Here is a 16491-nt window from a genome sequence, read left to right on the forward strand (position 1 = left end):
ACTGCAATTAACCGTTATTTTGCTTCTCTTTGATTTCTGCTAAAGTTTTGCAGTCAATACAAAGGGTTGCAGTTGGACGCGCTTCAAGACGGCGCAGACCAATTTCAATACCACACGTTTCACAGAAACCATAGTCATCGTTTTTAATCGCTTCAATTGATTGCTCAATCTTACGGATCAATTTACGTTCACGGTCACGTGTACGGAGTTCAATCGCAAACTCTTCTTCTTGTGTCGCACGGTCATTGACGTCAGGCAATGCAGTATTTTCATCCTGCATGGTGTTTAAGGTACGATCCACTTCAGACATAAGCTCTTCTTTCCATGCCAACAGAATTTGGCGGAAATGTTCAAGCTGTCCTTCGGACATGTATTCTTCATTTTTTTTCGGCTGATAAGGTGCAATACCAAATAAGCTAGCAGTAGAACCACTTTCTGACGCTTTTGGCTTGGTTTTTCGCACACGTTTTGTAGATTTTTCATCTACAACATCAGTTTGTTCGTCCAAGACTTGATTTTGGTTGTCATTCGCCATTTAGGGCATTCCTCATCATATACGTATTATCTATACGCAAAAAATATGGTGATATGCAAGTGTTTTTATCCAACCCTCAGGAGATTCTCCTTCGAGGGGCGTCATCATATAGACTTTTTGTGCTTTTTGATAGTCTTTGATGCTTGGATTCAATCCATCACGTTTCCTTTTGAAGCCATAAAGTAATAGAAAAAAAGCAAAATGAAAAGTTAATAACCTGAAATTTCAACATTAATTTTTTGTTGCACCTTTTCGGTACGATAAATTTCAGTTTGTAACTCGCCATTTGCTTTCAAATGCAGCACCCGAAACCCCGGTGCTTCTTCATCGAGCGCAAAATCATCACTTAAAGGTTTGAACTGGACACAGGTTGAAGGCGTTGAAAAAAACTGAATATTTTTCCATTCATTTAGGGCATCTTGATGAACATGACCACTTATTACCGCCTTCACATTAGGGTGCTTGGCTAAAATGTCGGTTAAATTTTCAGTGTTTTTCAACTTATGTTGATCGATCCACTTTGAATGCATATCGAAAGGATGATGATGACATGCAACAACCACAAATTGTTGTTGGAATTTAGATAAAATTCGATCCAGTTGTTGCAGTTGCTCTTCCTCAATCCAGCCATCAATTTTGCCACGCACAGCGCTATTTAATAACACCATGCTCCATGGGCCAAAATGAATCGCATGAACCTGATTTTGATTATGGTAGAAAGGGAACAGATCAATATTGTCATGATTTCCGGGAATTTGATAAAACGGGATACCTAAACGCTGCATAAATGCCAAATAACGGCTATAGGTTTCTTTCACAGGCACTTGTGCTAAATCACCGGTATGAATGATCGCATCCACATTTGGATATTGCTGCTGAATTTGCTTCATCACTGCATGAAAGCTCTGTTCAGGATTTATGTGCACAAATTCTAAATCTTTCTGATTCATCAAATGTGTATCTGAAATTTGAATAATGGTCCAGTCCTGCCGGGTTTCATTGTAATTGGATAAAGTCATGTCTGACTCCTTAGACATTCCTTGTCGTTTTAATATGTTGTTGCAACCATTGCAATGCCATAATCACCGGTGCATTTCTTAATCGGCCATTGCTGAATAAATTTTTAATTTCACTGTAGTCAATCAGATGCAATTGAATATTTTCGCCTTCATCATGCATACCAAAGATCCCGCCTTGTTCAGGAAGATTCGCGTGTGCACTGTATAAATGAAACAATTCTGAGCAGGCACCTGCAGATGGATAAAAACTGAATAAGTGCTGTAACTGATCAATCTTACAACCCGACTCTTCTAAACTCTCACGGCGGATACAGCTTTCAGGGGATTCATCACCATCCAGCACTCCGGCAATAATTTCCAGTTGCCAGGCTGAATCTGAATCATCCATCGCACCGACACGAAATTGTTCAATTAAGGCAAATTTTTGTTGGGCATCATCATAAATCAGTACACCCGCAGCTTCAGGTCGGTGAATAAGTTCACGTTGAATTACGGGCGTGTATTCAGTTTGATTAAATAAACGATGTTGGAGACTGACTTTTTCAACCTGAATGAAGCCACGGAACAGATATTCACGTGACTGGATTTTGACTTCGTCGCTGTTATATGTTGCTTGTCTAATAATATTCATATAGCTCAGTCAGGATGAAAAGCAATCATTCATCCTAACCGAGAATTTTATGAAAATAAAAGAGTTTTTTGCCAAATTAAAGCTTGTGGTACAATTTTTGACCATGTTCTTGGTAGGTGGTTTTCATCGTTTCGAATCCCGCTTCTATCTCTGCATTTTGTTCTTGGCTATGTTCCGCGTTGCTTTGATTTTTCGCATAATCTCTCACATTTTGGGTGATTTTCATCGAACAGAACTTAGGTCCGCACATCGAACAAAAATGCGCTGATTTATGCGCTTCCTTCGGCATGGTCTCATCATGCATGCTGCGTGCGGTATCCGGGTCAAGACTCAAGTTAAACTGGTCTTCCCAACGGAATTCAAAACGCGCTTTCGATAAAGCATTGTCACGTACTTGTGAACCCGGATGACCTTTGGCTAAATCGGCAGCATGGGCAGCAATTTTATAAGTGATGATGCCATCTTTAACATCTTTCTTGTTTGGCAAGCCCAGATGTTCTTTCGGGGTGACATAACACAACATGGCTGTACCGTACCAACCAATCATCGCTGCACCAATTGCTGAAGTAATATGGTCATAACCCGGAGCAATATCTGTAGTTAAAGGTCCTAAAGTATAGAAAGGTGCTTCCTGGCAGACTTCCAGTTGCAGATTCATGTTTTCCTTAATCATATGCATTGGCACATGACCCGGACCTTCAATCATCACTTGCACATCATGTTGCCACGCGCGATGGGTCAGTTCACCCAAAGTCCGTAATTCTGAAAATTGTGCTTCATCATTGGCGTCCTGAATACAACCCGGGCGTAAGCCATCGCCTAAACTGAATGATACGTCATAGGCTTTCATGATCTCGCAGATTTCATCAAAATGGGTATAGAGGAAGTTTTCCTGATGATGTGCCAGACACCACTGCGCCATGATGGATCCACCACGCGAGACAATACCGGTCAAACGGTTTGCGGTGAGGGGAACATAGCGAAGCAATACACCAGCATGAATGGTGAAGTAATCCACGCCTTGTTCTGCTTGTTCAATCAGGGTGTCTTTAAAGATTTCCCAAGTTAAATCTTCAGCAACACCATCGACTTTTTCCAGTGCTTGATAGATCGGAACGGTACCAATTGGAACTGGAGAATTGCGAATAATCCATTCCCGTGTTTCATGGATGTTTTTCCCGGTCGACAAATCCATGATGGTATCTGCACCCCAACGGGTGGCCCAGGTCATCTTCGCTACTTCTTCATCAATGCTTGAACCAAGTGCCGAGTTACCAATATTGGCATTGATTTTGACCAGAAAATTACGCCCAATAATCATTGGTTCAATTTCAGGATGGTTAATGTTGGCTGGAATAATCGCACGACCTTCAGCCACTTCCTGACGCACAAATTCAGGGGTGATTTCGGTTAGGTTTTTCGCTCCGAAGTTTTGACCGACATGTTGGCGTGCATCCACACCTTCAAGCTGGCGCTGATTTTCACGGATGGCGATATATTCCATTTCCGGGGTAATGATGCCCTGACGCGCATAGTGCATTTGGGTGACATTTTTGCCTGATTTGGCGCGACGCGGTTTTTGAATATGTGCAAAACGAATTTCTGCGGTACGAATATCTTTTAGACGTTCCTGTCCAAAGGCGGAAGTCAAAGTATCTAGTCGTTCGGTATCTAGACGCTCTTCAATCCATGCTTCACGAACATTGGGTAAACCTTTATTCAGGTCAATTGCAACTTTAGGATCGGTATACACACCTGAAGTGTCATACACCAGAATATCCGGATTCTGTTCGCCGCCTAAACCGGTCGGGGTCTCGGTCAGTTCAATGGCACGCATCGGGACTTGAATGTCGGCGCGAGAACCCTGGATATAGACTTTTTTTGAAGCGGGTAAAATACGGGTGAGATCTTTAGCATCTTGCTCATGTTGAGCAGAAATATCTGTTGCAGATAGATTCGTTAACTGGTTCATTGCAATGATCCTTATGAATGACATCAACGAATCAAGCACGACCAAAAACGTGGCGGATTTATCTGGTGTAATTCATTGAGAAAATCAACAAAACAGATAAATTGAGGGCTTCAGTTTTTAGATGCTTGATTCCTACGCAGGTCTTAACCTGATCAGGTTCAACGGTACTTGTGCTTAAGTTCTTTATAGAAAGAACTGACACAATCTCAGCGAGCAATTACTCGCGCTCCGTCAAGCGATGGACAAATATTAACATGCCCAAGCACTAAAAAACATTCACATTAAATATCGCTTTTATGTGGTTCTAGAGGTCTTTAATTGAAAGGGTTTGATTAGAGACAAACGGCATCACTAAAACAATCACGTGTTTTAGACCGGTTTAAATTTTGCAACCCTAAATACTGATCTAATTGTTTGAGTGTGAGCTGAGGTTCAGACATCGTTTGTTGTTCTTTTGGGCTTAACTGAACTGGAATTTCTTTTAAGCGCTGCTGTTCGGATAATTGTAGAAATTGCATAAATTTTGTCGCCTGAAGCGCTAAATACGAATTTTTGACCCGAGCTAATTTTTCAAATTCATCCATCGAACTACTTTGGATGGCATGTTTATCAGTATAAGTGTCAGAGACAGGCGAGTCGTTCATGCCCTTAAATAAAAACAGGGTATACATCTGCAAAAGATACGTTGCATCTTTGCGATAGCTACTTTTAGGATATTGATTTAAATATTCTTCCCAAAATAAGGCGCGAGTTGCAATCTCGTGTGGCTCAATCATTAAGGTATCTTCAACAAACACAGGCATCATATTCTGTGTCGCCAAATTTTCGATAAATACCTGTTCTGCTCGCGGCATATAAGGGGCAAAAATTTTGGCTAAATATTCAGGGCTACGACGATAATTGACCAAGCCTTTGCCTGCATCAAACAGCTCGATGTAGGCCTGACCTTTATGTTTCAATAAATATTGGTCACGTAGATTCAGTTGTTCAAAATGGTTTTGCTGAATGGTTGGATGCTGGGATAAATCAAAAGCATACGCTTCAAAAGCCACTTGTTGTGGCGGTGTTCTATCCACGGTTAAGAAGTTGTTATACATTTGATTAGACAGGGCCAACAAATGTTGTTGTTCAGAAAATGTAGACAGCGGTAGGCATAATTTTAAATCTTGATTGATCTGTTCTAATGCGAAAGTGGTACGTTCAGCATTAATTTCTGCCATATTTTTTTCAATATTTTTGCATAATAAAGATAAATCCACCGTTTCATCTTGCTGCGATTGTTTTTGTAGCGGTTCTGGAATAGGCTGAGGTTCAGGTTTTTGACAGCCGAGCAAAAGCATCAAAATGACAAAAGGAAGGCATCGCTTTACAGAGGATTTTTTTTTGAAAGGCACAGTCATTCGATATCTGGATACATGCAGCAATGATTTTGGTGGATTGCGGCTATTTTATAGCTGAAAAAGATTTTGTCTGTGTAGTATTGTGCAGGAGTTTAGTTACGTGCTGTGATCATGGACTAGCATTTTATAGATGAATCGATATAGCATGGCGAATTGTAAAAATTATACGGAAAATTAAGGAGATCACTCTAATATTGCATAGTTTTCTTTGAAATATGCGTGTTTGCAGATGGTCAGGTACGGTGCAGGGATTTACCATAAAAAATGAATATAAAAATAGTCATCAGTGCATGTGTTTTACTGATAAGTCCATGCAGTTATGCTTTGGATTTGGTTGAGGCGTATCAACGTGCAAAAACTACCGATCCAAACTGGCAAGCTAATCTTTTACAGTATGAAGCAGATCAATTAAATCTGGGGATTGCGAAAGGAAATTTACTTCCGACCATTACTGTTTCTGGAAATGTCACGCGTAAAAGCCAAGATGCGAATCAGGCCAGTATTCCCGGTTTTCCTGCGGACGCATTTAGTTCGTCTTCTTCAACCACTAAACAAATTGCCATGACTGCACGGCAACCGATTTTTCGTTGGGATGCCTGGGAAGGTTTAAAGCAAGTTAAAACCTCAGTCAGTTTGAGTGAAATCAATTTGCAGCTACAACGCCAAGAACATATTTTAAATGTATCCGAATCTTATTTTAATGTGCTGCGTCAACAAAGTTTAACCACGGCCAATTTACAAGAAGAAAAAGCCTTGTTGGAACAGCTCAATTTAATGAATGCCAAATTGCGCGAAGGTCTGGTTGCAAAAAGTGATGTCAGTGAAGCCAATGCACAATACGAAAGTGCACGCGCCAACCGGATTGCCACTCATGTGCAATTGATTTTGGCGCAAGAACAACTGGCACAAATCATTGGACCCTATCGCGAAAACTTGGCGATACTCAGAGACGATTTTCAGTTTCAAAAACCTTATCCGGCAGACTTGGAAGCATGGACCGCTTTAGCACTGAGTCAAAATCTTTCCATTCAGCAAGCAAAGATTCAACAGCATTATGCCGAAGATCAAAAACGCGTCGAAAAAGCCGCGTTATATCCGCAAATTGAAGCGGTCGGTACTTATGGCTATATCAAACAGTCCCCACAAAATGTGGTTTCCAGTGATGGTCAGTTTGATCAGGTCGGTGTGGAAATGAACTGGAACGTATATAACGGTGGACGCACGCAAAAATCCATTCAAAAAGCCGCAGTGAATGTGAAAAAAAGTCAAGCCCAGCTGGATGCTGCCATTCGTAAAGCCAATACTGATGTAAAAAAATCCTATATGCAGGTGGAAACTGATCAGGCTAAACTACAAGCGCGTAAAGCGGCCATGGATTCGGCCAGTATTGTTTCTCAAGCCTCTAAAGCCCAATATCAGGAAGGTTTGAAAACCATGGTGGATGTGCTTTTGGCACAACGAAATGCTTTTTCTGCCAAACAGGATTACCTAAATGCACAATATGATTACTTGATTAATGTGCTACGTTTGAAAGCTGCTGTTGGCAAATTAACAGAACAAGATGTTGAAGAAATGAATGCTTGGCTGATCGATAAAGCAGTCAAACCAGCCAGCTAAACATTTGGATGTTTGTCATCAAAGCTTCATATTAGATATGATTTAATATTGACCAAGATTTTTAATCCTAAAATTGCTGTTGTGGAGTACGCCCCCTTGCCAAATAATCCGGTGTTGAATCACCATATTTCTTCGCAATTCAATGAAGAGTTACAGGATGTAAATACCAAATTTATGACCATGGGTGGTATGGTTGAACAACAAGTTGCCAACGGTATTCGTGCTTTATTAGACACCGATGCAAGCTTGGCGATCGATGTGCAATTTCAGGACAATGTCGTCAATCGTTTAGAGACGGAAATTGACGAAGCCTTAACCCTGATTTTGGCACGCCGTCATCCTGCGGCAATTGATTTGCGTATGGTAATAGCCATGTCTAAAGCCAATACCGATTTAGAGCGTATTGGTGATGAAGCGGCAAAAATTGCACGTATTGCACAGAATTTGTGTGAAGAAGGCAATTCACCACGCGGCTATATGGAAACCCGTCACATTGGTAATCAGGTGCGGGTGATGATTCATGATGCCTTAGATGCCTTTGCGCGTTTAGATGTCGATCAAGCCTTGCGTGTCTTACTTGCCGATGCCGACATTGACCGTGAATATCAATCGGCAACCCGTACCTTAATGACCTATATGATTGAAGATCCACGTCATATTTCACGTGTGATTAATGTGTTATGGGTACTGCGTTCTTTGGAGCGAATTGGTGACCATGCACGCAATATTTCTGAACAGGTCATTTATATGGTCAAAGGTTTAGACGTGCGTCATACCAGCGTTGCAGAAATTGAAGAGAAAGTCCAAGAACGTTAATTTCTGGAATTATTAAAGTAAAAAGCCTGCAAATTGCAGGCTTTTTTAGTTTGGATAAATTTTTCTTTATCAGATCGATAGCTTGGTGGATGGCTCAGTTCTAAATAATAATGACTTAATAATAAAGAATAAAACTTTAAGATGAGTAAAATAAATTTGACTAATAAGTGTTACTTATTTATCAAAAAGTGTACAAAAATATATATAATCATAACAAATGTAGGTTGTTTTTAAAAAAGCAAAGTCCGTTCTCCGAACAATAATGATTTTCGTACATTTACGGTAACTAACGCATGTAAAGAAGGTCATTATCTGTTTCAGCGTAGTCATACACTTTACTGAAGATAACCTTGCACAAGTCTTATGAATGAAATGACATATTTGAGAGAGTGCTGATGATCATTGATGAAAGTAATAGAGAAGATATCTCTCGAATTTACTTTTCTGTCCAGTTAAAGTTTGTTGTGTCTCTCATGGGCGCTTGTTTTTGGACAGTATTTTCAATATGGATTGCCCAAGACTGGATGCATGATCTCAGCACGCATATTGGTCATTTTTTGGCTGTTTTCTTGATTTATGGCATTGCTATTATTCCAGGATTTATGAATTCATTCGCGGCTTTAAGCTTGATGATGGACAGGAGACCAAAGAGACAGCCGTTACCTTCTTATCCTGGCATTACCATGTTGATTGCCGCCTATAATGAAGCTGCCTCAATACAAGATACTTTAGTGAGTATCGGTATTTAAAAATATCCAGGCCTCCTACAAGTCATTGTGATTAATGATGGTTCTCAGGATGAAACTGCAGATATTGTCCGAAAAGCCCAACAAAAATTTCCCTGGTTAACTTTACTTGATTTAAAGAAAAATGCAGGTAAGGCACATGCATTGAATGAAGGACTGAAACTCGCTCACCATGATTTGGTGATCACAGTCGATGCGGATTCTTACTTACATCGTGTTGCATTAATTAATATTGTCGAACGCTATATGGTGGATCCACCTAACACACGTGCGGTTGCAGGTAAGATTCTGGTACGTAACTCTCGTGAGAATTTGCTAACCAGAACTCAGGAATGGGACTATTTTCTCGGTATTGCAGCGACCAAGCGTATGCAGTCCCTGTATCAGGGAACCTTAGTGGCTCAAGGTGCTTTTTCTATTTATGATCGCAATGCCTTGATAGAAGTGGGTGGATGGCCTGAATGTGTCGGTGAAGATATTGTACTCACCTGGGCCTTGTTGAAGGCTGGCTATCGTGTGGGACATTGTGAGGATGCCTGTCTGTTTACCAATGCACCCACGACGCTTAAAGTATTTGTTAAACAGCGTCAGCGTTGGGCCCGTGGCATGATTGAAGCATTTATTAAACATCCCGGGATTTTAATTAAGCCGAGATTATCCACATTTTTTATTTATTGGAACCTGGTTTTCCCTTGGCTAGATATTGCCTTTACCTTTGGTTTTATACCAGGAATCATCCTGGCGTGTTTTGGACATTACTGGATTGTCGGTATTATGACTCTGGCATTGTTGCCTATGGCATTCTTACTAGGACTATTAAATTATTCGATTGAACGCAGAATGTTTGACGATCTGGAACTCAAGGTGCGGAAAAACTTTATTGGTTTTTTATTGTATGTACTCACATATAGTTTCTTATTACAGCCCGCCAGTATTTTAGGGTATTTAGATGAGTTGTTCAAAACACGAAAAACATGGGGGACAAAATGAAAAACATAAAAACTGGAATCTATGTGCTTGTTCCTTTGCTCATCAGCATCACTACACCTAGCTTGGCAAATGGATTAGAGGAAGGGCAGACACAAAGTGAACGTGCTGCTGGAACGGAATTCTTTTTTAGTGATGATAGCGAAGGTTTTCAAACCCGTAAACTATCGGCAGAATTTCTACCTCAATATGAAAATGCAGATCATTACTTAGGTGTACGTGCCAGTGCTTATCAGTATAAAGCTGAGGACTGGAGTCGAGATGGTCAAAAGATCTCATTTATTGGACGTGAAATTGATTCTGCTACAGCAAATGGCTGGTCCTTGGAAGCCGGTGTATTTGAGCAGGGTGATCATACCTTATTCACCTTTGATGGCAGTTATCGAACACCGCTTGCTCAAAAGACAGTATTGGAAGTTTTCGCTAATCGTGACTGGGTAGAAACTCAATCCGCTTTGGATCAGGGGACGAATTTCACTTTCGTGGGCGCTGCACTGGATCAGGGCTTAGGTGAGCATGTCACAGTCATCGGTGTAGCGGGATCACAATTTTTTTCAGACGATAATCGCCGTGATCATGGCCGAATTAAATTGATCTATCAGCCTTCTCTCGACTTGGGACTGACACTTCAGGCCCGATATCGTACCTACCGTAGTAGTGAAGAGGATGTGGGTGGAGCGTATTTCAACCCTCAGGATTATGAGGAGTCGATGTTGGCCCTAGGTTGGCGTAAGCGCTTTGCCGGATGGTCTGCTGGTTTAACCGCTGGTTTCGGACGTGAAAAAATTAATGCGGATCCGAGCCAATCCACCCGGCTATTTGAATTGAACTTGCAAAGCCCAATTCGTGGGTCACAGTTTCTACGCATGAATGCCGGATATAACCGCAGTGCTTCTTTTTATGGACCAGATTATGATTATCACTATATAAAAGGTGAGTGGATTGTACGATTCTAGTCCGGTCTGAATAAAGAATGGGGTTATGAATAGGTGTTGTGACTTTAGTACAGGCCAAATAATCCCTTATTCTCTTTTAGGACATACCCAATTCAGGACTGAGAGCTTAAATGAATTGACCGCGTTAATGATATTTACATGCTTAAGATTTGCTGCCAAGTTCAGCTGCTGAGCGATTTATTAAGGTGGTTTAATAAATACGCTTGGTGGTTAATACGGGGGTAAATCATATAAGCACTAACTATGCGTTTCTTCCTCAGAATCCTCCTCAAAAGTTTTGGCAATCTTTTCAATATTTAGGCTCTTGGCCATGGCATCAAAAATTTCTTTATACACACCTTCTTGATGATAGAGCGCATCATGTTCGCCGTGTTCGGCAATGCAGCCTTCTTTCATCACATAGGTGTAATCGGCATCAATAATTTGCGACAGACTATGTGAAATCATAATCACGGTTCGCCCTTGTTTGATTTGATCCAGACTTTGTTTGATTTGCTCCGAGGCAATTGCATCTAAACTGGCCGTCGGTTCATCCAGAAAAATAATCGGCGGGTTTTTGAGAAACATGCGGGCAAGTGCAATTCGTTGTTGTTGACCGCCTGAAAGCATCAAGGCATCGGCTTCATAAGCATGCGGAAGCTGTAAAATTTGCTCATGAATCGAGGCCTTTTTGGCAGCATCCATGACATCTTCAAGACTGGCATTGGTTTTACCATAACGAATATTGTCAAAAATAGAACCTTGGAAAATATGATTTTTTTGCAGTACCAAACCAATATGATCGCGTAGATATTGCGTGTCGATCTCTTCCAGATTGATGCCATCGAGTTGAATCTGTCCGGATGCGGGTTGATAGAATTTATCCAGTAAACTGATCAATGTTGATTTTCCCGCACCAGATAAACCGACCAGCGCGGTGATTTTATTCGGTTGAATCACCATGTTGATATTCTTTAAGGCATGATGCCCATTGGGATAATAAAATTCGACATTTTTCAGTTCGAACTTGCCTGTGATGGCCGGTTTTTTTGCGCCACTTGGTTCAATTTCATGATCGGCTTCCAAAATTTTAAAGAAGCTTTCCGAGTAAATCATCGCATCATTGACTTCATCATAAATTCGATGCAAGGAACGAATCGGGGCAGAAACATTATTGAATAACAGCACATGGTACATAATCATGCCGATACTCATCTGACCATCCAGCACAAAATATGCGGTTAAAATGATGATCAGCACAATACCAATCTGCTCGATAAAGGTTTTTAAACCGTCAAAAAGAAAGCTGGTTTGACGGGTCTGCATCTGGTTGGCAGTGAGTTCTCTTTGTAATTTAAGCTGTTTGTCAGATTCAATCGATTCACGGTTAAAAGATTTAATCACGGTAATTGAGTTAATAATACTTAAGATGCCCTGGCTCTTTTTTTCACGTCCATCGCGCAGGTTACGTCGCCATCCACCGAGTTTCTGTGCCTGTTTATAGGTCAGCCAAAAATAAATTGGCACAATACTTAAAGCTACCAGTCCGACATAAACATTGGCATAGAACATCAGCCCAAGTGCCACAATCGCGCTGGTAAATAACGGTAAAATATCAATAAAGAAAATTTGCACCAGACGTGTCAGTGAACCAATGCCACGGTCAATACGGGTCTGTAATTTACCGGCCTGATTATTGTCTTCATTAAAAAACGCCAGCCGATAAGTTAGAAATTTTTCAATAATGCCTTGGGCTAAATCTTGCGAGACAAAAATGCGCAGCTTTTCACCATAAAATTTTTGTCCAAATTGCACGAAGGCATTGATGACTTCTTTGCCCAATAAGATGGCAGAAATGGTGATCAGAATGTGCCAGCCTTCAGACAGTCCCAACCCCGCTTCAATCAGCCGGTTAATGCTATCAACCGCATACTGTAAAGTCAGTGCATTGACCTGTGCGGTGAAAGAGCCGATCAGGGTTAAAACCAGCGTTGCGAAAACCAATAAACGATAAGGACGTACAAAAGGTCGAAGCTTTTGGAATAAGAGCCATAAATTCATATGCAATTTTTTTATTGTTAAGCTTAATTTCAGTCTAAGCCTGATGATTGGATGTCACAAGCGCATACAATGTTTTGAATTGTGTACAGACACAATCGGCTAAAATAAAAGTGAATCTTCTCTTTATATCTAATGATGAACTTTGATTTATTTGCGCCTGAAGCTCAAGCGAATGTGTTGCCCTGTGATGGGGTAGTGGAAGATTTCGGTTTAATTTTAACGTCTGAGCAGAGTGAAAAATATTTCCGTTATTTTTTAGCCACTTTGGCATGGCAGCATGATGAAGTCATTTTGTTTGGTCAACATCATAAAACCGGACGTCAAGTGGCATGGTATGGCGATGAAAATTACCAATATCACTATTCAGGTACATTTAAGCAGGCGCATCTGTGGAATCCTGCACTCTTTCGTTTAAAACAACATATCGAAAAGCTGGTCGGGCATAGCTTTAATTCGTGCTTAGCCAATTTATATGAAAATGGTACCCAAGCCGTGGGTTGGCATAGTGATGATGAGGCTGCCTTGGTATCCGCTACGGGGCAGGAAACTGTTATTGCTTCTTTGAGTTTGGGGGCAACCCGTAAATTTAGTTTTAAGCATAAACACAAGGCAGAAAAAGTCGATTTGCTTTTACATAGCGGACAGCTGATTGTGATGCGAGGCAAGACTCAACAGTACTGGAAACATGCCTTGATGAAATCGACACGGATACTCGAACCGCGGATTAATCTGACCTTCCGTTATTTTTTCTAAAATGATGTATTTGATCGGCTAAAAATAAAGCCAAAAAAAAAGCTCATGCATAGGCACGAGCTTTTCTCTGAGGATGTTGCACAAATTGTCATGGAATACAACTGGCCACATGAAGAACTATAATCATATTATGAGAATGGGGTTAATAATACAATAAAAAAATAGGCTTTGTTTTTCATTAATTGATATTTAATTGAATTTAAATGAAATTTTTAAAGATCATCCTCTTTAGATAATTCAGCAAATTTTTTCTCTACCAGTGCTGCATTTTCCTGCAAAATTTCGATCAGCTTCTGAAAATTAATAAATTCAAAGCGATTTTTAGAGCCTAATAAGGTCAAGGCCAAAGGTGGTTCTTTGCTGGAAAATTTTACCGGAATAGAAAGACTAGCCAAATTTGGATCCACTTCTCCATTAGAAAAATAATAACCCTGCTTTTTAATCTGTTTCATCTGCAACATAAACGCTTCTTCGCTATGGGCAAATCCAATTTCAGACAGTTCGGTCGCAAAGCGCTGGTAGTAATCCAAAATGCGTTGTTTAGGTAAATGTGCCAAAATCACTTTAGCAGAAGAACCCTTATAGATAGGGCGAGGGCAACCACGACCATAAATCAGCGTGGTCATGTCTTTATACAGTTCATGATGAATATCGATACACGAATCATAATTCAAATGCGTGAGCAGACAGCTGAATTCAGTACGTTCCACAATTTGCTGCATAAAGGGGATGCTGATCTGCACCAATGGATCGGTGGTACGGGAAATGTAGTCCAAGACTGCAATTTTGGAACCCAGCGTATAGTCACCTGAAGTACCACTTAAGCGCTGTAATAATTCTGAAGATACGAGTTCTTTTAAATACCGGTAACTGGTAGGTTTAGACAGTCCTAATTCCTCACTAATGATATCGACATTAATGATAGGGCGAGACACCGAAAATAGATCCAAAACGGTGAGAATCTTACCAAAACTAGAAATTGCCATAAGTACCTGCTTGGTCAAAGCATATAAAAAGAGAAAGTAACACGTATTACTTTATAACAAAAAAATAGCCAGAGGAGAGCTTTTGTTGGGGCACTGCTGTATTTGTCAGCATTTAAAACTATTTTATAACTTAGGGCATGTCATCTATTAAGTCAGATCATCGTTGAGGCAAGCTAGACTGCTGGCAGGAAGTTTTGAGCCAGTTGGTCATAGCGTGTGGCAATACCACGATACTGCTTCAGCTTGGTAAAAAAAGTTCTTGATCAGATGCTTTGCTTTATAGATATATCGGTCATCATTACGCTGATCAATAGCGTTTATCTTTGTTGCACTTCATCTGAGAATCTAAGTAATTAAAAAGCCATTCAGTTTTGAATGGCTTTTTTGTTTCAATGGCTTTTCATAAAATTAAGGTGTAAGCCCTTCAGGATTACGATACCAGCTTTCAATAAAAAGCGCAGCAGCAACACTATCCGCAGACAGTTTTTTAGCGCGACCTTGAGCCTGATAATGACCCAATTCATCGCGTGCTTCACGAGTAGTTAAACGCTCATCCACCATTAAAGTTTCAATATTGGTCTGATGGCGTAAACGACGGGCAAACTTGCGTGAACGTGTCGAAAGTTCGGATTCACTATCATCCATATTCAGTGGCAAACCGACTAGGAATAAGGTGGGTTGATGCTGTTTCACGATTTTCAGTAATTCATCCCAGTTGGGAATCCCATCTTTCATCGGAAACAGGGCAAGGGGATTGGCACTTTCAATCAATGATTGACCGACTGCCATGCCCATTTTTTGTGTACCAAAATCGAATGCCATAATCAGCTGGGGTTGTGATAAATCAGGCATGTCCAATCTCTGATGAAAGCCAGGTACGGTCTACGCCCATTTTTTTATAGGCAGCATCCCAGCGGTCGTCGTAAGGTAAGTTAAAAATTAAATCCATATCTGAATCACAGATGAGCCAGTCGCCACGTGATAGTTCTTTTTCAAGCTGGTTTTTGCCCCAACTCGCATAACCCAAGGCAATTTGATAACGTCCAACGCCTTCGTTATGTGCAATGGCATCTAGAATATCTTTAGAGGTGGTGATGCAGACATTTTCACCCACCGCAATGGATGAATGCCAAGTCGGTTGACCGGTATGCAGCACAAAGCCTGCTTCCGGGCGTAACGGTCCACCCTGTAATACATCATGGGGATTTACATTATCCGCTTCAATTTCCAGATCATTCAATAATTCTTTAATTGAAAGACCAGAAGGGCGGTTAATGATAATGCCTTGAGCACCATCTTCATCATGTCGTGCCAAATAGATTACTGTATTGGCAAAAAAATCATCGGCTAAATCAGGAGGTGCAATCAGACAGCGATGTGTCAGAAACTGTTTGGTCATCTGAGCAGTTCTCCTAAAGTCAGTATAATTTGCAGTCTGCAAAAGTGATGAATGGCGGTAAGTTACCTGATTTCAATCACTCAAACTGACTATTCCTTGATTGTATTTATCCCATAAAAATAAGTTGCTGACAACTTGGCTTTGTTGAAACTGAGTAGATAGAAAAATAAAGTATGATTTTAAAGTTTATTTAAAGAGGTTGTTAAGCCATATTTTATTTTAAGACATAGTAAATTTCATTATTCTGATTAATTTTTTAATTATCTAGATGCAATCTAAAAATATTAAAAAATACAGTTAAAATAATAATACTGAATAAATATAAATAATGTTCATCAAGATAACTTATATTACCTATATTTATGTTTTAACAATAAATTGATTTTATGGATTTTCATTGTAACTTAATTTTTTCTAAAGAAATATTAAATATTTTTAAAATTTATATCTTGGTTGTAGGTTTTCAATTGAGTGCAGTTTATGATTTTAGTTAGATAAAAAAACGATTAATAATAGATCTCTTGCGAAAGTAAAAAATTGTTTATACTAGCCCCATGAAATATGAAAATTTAACTCGATTTAATGATGGGGAATTTAAACGACTCGTTGGAGTTCCTCGTCCATTATTCTTAAA

The 16491-nt window shown here is 40.1% G+C and carries 14 protein-coding genes, 2 pseudogenes and 1 riboswitch; of the genes and pseudogenes, 6 read left to right on the forward strand and 10 right to left on the reverse strand.

All coding sequences use genetic code 11. The annotated features are described in order from the left end of the window. Positions 1 to 7: 7 nt before the first annotated feature. The 5 genes from dksA to HLH16_RS06250 all read right to left on the reverse strand — a co-directional run bounded on the left by dksA (position 8) and on the right by HLH16_RS06250 (position 5557). Positions 8 to 535, reverse strand: coding sequence for an RNA polymerase-binding protein DksA (gene dksA, locus HLH16_RS06230; RefSeq protein WP_067722416.1), 528 nt, complete (start codon positions 533 to 535; stop codon positions 8 to 10). 209 nt (positions 536 to 744) lie between these two features. Further along, positions 745 to 1554: a 3',5'-cyclic-AMP phosphodiesterase gene (cpdA, locus tag HLH16_RS06235; protein WP_171528681.1), complete on the reverse strand. Its 810-nt coding sequence runs from the start codon at positions 1552 to 1554 to the stop codon at positions 745 to 747. Positions 1555 to 1564: 10 nt separating this feature from the next. Further along, complete coding sequence (locus tag HLH16_RS06240; RefSeq protein WP_171528682.1) at positions 1565 to 2185, reverse strand: NUDIX domain-containing protein; 621 nt, start codon at positions 2183 to 2185, stop codon at positions 1565 to 1567. Between the two features lie 76 nt (positions 2186 to 2261). Then, a complete protein-coding gene (gene thiC / locus HLH16_RS06245) occupies positions 2262 to 4157 on the reverse strand; it encodes a phosphomethylpyrimidine synthase ThiC (protein ID WP_171528683.1) in 1896 nt (631 codons plus the stop codon). A 112-nt stretch (positions 4158 to 4269) separates the two neighbouring features. Next, positions 4270 to 4398, reverse strand: a riboswitch (TPP riboswitch). Between the two features lie 91 nt (positions 4399 to 4489). Then, complete coding sequence (locus tag HLH16_RS06250; RefSeq protein WP_214646630.1) at positions 4490 to 5557, reverse strand: hypothetical protein; 1068 nt, start codon at positions 5555 to 5557, stop codon at positions 4490 to 4492. Positions 5558 to 5821: 264 nt separating this feature from the next. Between HLH16_RS06250 and abuO the strand changes: the two genes are divergently transcribed. From abuO to HLH16_RS06270, 5 genes and pseudogenes are all read left to right on the forward strand, one after another. Continuing rightward, positions 5822 to 7174: a multidrug efflux outer membrane protein AbuO gene (gene abuO / locus HLH16_RS06255; RefSeq protein ID WP_171528685.1), complete on the forward strand. Its 1353-nt coding sequence runs from the start codon at positions 5822 to 5824 to the stop codon at positions 7172 to 7174. A gap of 96 nt (positions 7175 to 7270) precedes the next feature. Further along, positions 7271 to 7990: a phosphate signaling complex protein PhoU gene (gene phoU / locus HLH16_RS06260; RefSeq protein ID WP_214646633.1), complete on the forward strand. Its 720-nt coding sequence runs from the start codon at positions 7271 to 7273 to the stop codon at positions 7988 to 7990. A gap of 395 nt (positions 7991 to 8385) precedes the next feature. Beyond that, a complete protein-coding gene (locus HLH16_RS15735; RefSeq protein ID WP_250850239.1) occupies positions 8386 to 8739 on the forward strand; it encodes a glycosyltransferase family protein in 354 nt (117 codons plus the stop codon). Positions 8740 to 8754: 15 nt separating this feature from the next. Further along, positions 8755 to 9726, forward strand: a pseudogene (locus tag HLH16_RS06265) (glycosyltransferase family 2 protein); the annotation flags it as partial. Then, positions 9723 to 10679, forward strand: a complete 957-nt coding sequence (locus HLH16_RS06270) for a hypothetical protein (protein WP_171528686.1) — start codon at positions 9723 to 9725, stop codon at positions 10677 to 10679. The pseudogene HLH16_RS06265 and the gene HLH16_RS06270, both read left to right, overlap by 4 nt. A gap of 237 nt (positions 10680 to 10916) precedes the next feature. Here HLH16_RS06270 and HLH16_RS06275 read toward each other — a convergent pair whose 3' ends face one another. After that, positions 10917 to 12719 (reverse strand): ABC transporter ATP-binding protein, encoded by a 1803-nt coding sequence (locus tag HLH16_RS06275; RefSeq protein WP_171528687.1) that lies wholly within the window; start codon positions 12717 to 12719, stop codon positions 10917 to 10919. Positions 12720 to 12854: 135 nt separating this feature from the next. Between HLH16_RS06275 and HLH16_RS06280 the strand changes: the two genes are divergently transcribed. Continuing rightward, positions 12855 to 13472, forward strand: a complete 618-nt coding sequence (locus HLH16_RS06280) for an alpha-ketoglutarate-dependent dioxygenase AlkB family protein (RefSeq protein WP_171528693.1) — start codon at positions 12855 to 12857, stop codon at positions 13470 to 13472. A gap of 212 nt (positions 13473 to 13684) precedes the next feature. On the opposite strand, the gene HLH16_RS06285 is transcribed toward HLH16_RS06280, so the two are convergent. The 4 genes and pseudogenes from HLH16_RS06285 to HLH16_RS06300 all read right to left on the reverse strand — a co-directional run bounded on the left by HLH16_RS06285 (position 13685) and on the right by HLH16_RS06300 (position 15857). After that, positions 13685 to 14458, reverse strand: coding sequence for an IclR family transcriptional regulator (locus HLH16_RS06285; protein WP_171528688.1), 774 nt, complete (start codon positions 14456 to 14458; stop codon positions 13685 to 13687). Between the two features lie 173 nt (positions 14459 to 14631). After that, positions 14632 to 14752 (reverse strand): annotated as a pseudogene (locus HLH16_RS06290) (IS5/IS1182 family transposase); the annotation flags it as partial. A 114-nt stretch (positions 14753 to 14866) separates the two neighbouring features. Beyond that, a complete protein-coding gene (gene ruvX / locus HLH16_RS06295; RefSeq protein WP_171528689.1) occupies positions 14867 to 15310 on the reverse strand; it encodes a Holliday junction resolvase RuvX in 444 nt (147 codons plus the stop codon). Then, positions 15303 to 15857: a YqgE/AlgH family protein gene (locus HLH16_RS06300; protein ID WP_171528690.1), complete on the reverse strand. Its 555-nt coding sequence runs from the start codon at positions 15855 to 15857 to the stop codon at positions 15303 to 15305. The genes ruvX and HLH16_RS06300 overlap by 8 nt, the downstream gene beginning before the upstream one ends. Positions 15858 to 16491 lie beyond the last annotated feature (634 nt).

The sequence above is a fragment of the Acinetobacter sp. ANC 5378 genome (assembly GCF_013004315.1).
Taxonomy (GTDB): domain Bacteria; phylum Pseudomonadota; class Gammaproteobacteria; order Pseudomonadales; family Moraxellaceae; genus Acinetobacter.

Coding starts and splice junctions, on each gene's coding strand:
- dksA (WP_067722416.1), bottom strand. CDS start 535: ATGGCGAATGACAACCAAAATCAAGTCTTGGACGAACAAACTGATGTT.
- cpdA (WP_171528681.1), bottom strand. CDS start 1,554: ATGACTTTATCCAATTACAATGAAACCCGGCAGGACTGGACCATTATT.
- HLH16_RS06240 (WP_171528682.1), bottom strand. CDS start 2,185: ATGAATATTATTAGACAAGCAACATATAACAGCGACGAAGTCAAAATC.
- thiC (WP_171528683.1), bottom strand. CDS start 4,157: ATGAACCAGTTAACGAATCTATCTGCAACAGATATTTCTGCTCAACAT.
- HLH16_RS06250 (WP_214646630.1), bottom strand. CDS start 5,557: ATGACTGTGCCTTTCAAAAAAAAATCCTCTGTAAAGCGATGCCTTCCT.
- abuO (WP_171528685.1), top strand. CDS start 5,822: ATGAATATAAAAATAGTCATCAGTGCATGTGTTTTACTGATAAGTCCA.
- HLH16_RS15735 (WP_250850239.1), top strand. CDS start 8,386: ATGATCATTGATGAAAGTAATAGAGAAGATATCTCTCGAATTTACTTT.
- HLH16_RS06270 (WP_171528686.1), top strand. CDS start 9,723: ATGAAAAACATAAAAACTGGAATCTATGTGCTTGTTCCTTTGCTCATC.
- HLH16_RS06275 (WP_171528687.1), bottom strand. CDS start 12,719: ATGAATTTATGGCTCTTATTCCAAAAGCTTCGACCTTTTGTACGTCCT.
- HLH16_RS06280 (WP_171528693.1), top strand. CDS start 12,855: ATGAACTTTGATTTATTTGCGCCTGAAGCTCAAGCGAATGTGTTGCCC.
- HLH16_RS06285 (WP_171528688.1), bottom strand. CDS start 14,458: ATGGCAATTTCTAGTTTTGGTAAGATTCTCACCGTTTTGGATCTATTT.
- ruvX (WP_171528689.1), bottom strand. CDS start 15,310: ATGCCTGATTTATCACAACCCCAGCTGATTATGGCATTCGATTTTGGT.
- HLH16_RS06300 (WP_171528690.1), bottom strand. CDS start 15,857: ATGACCAAACAGTTTCTGACACATCGCTGTCTGATTGCACCTCCTGAT.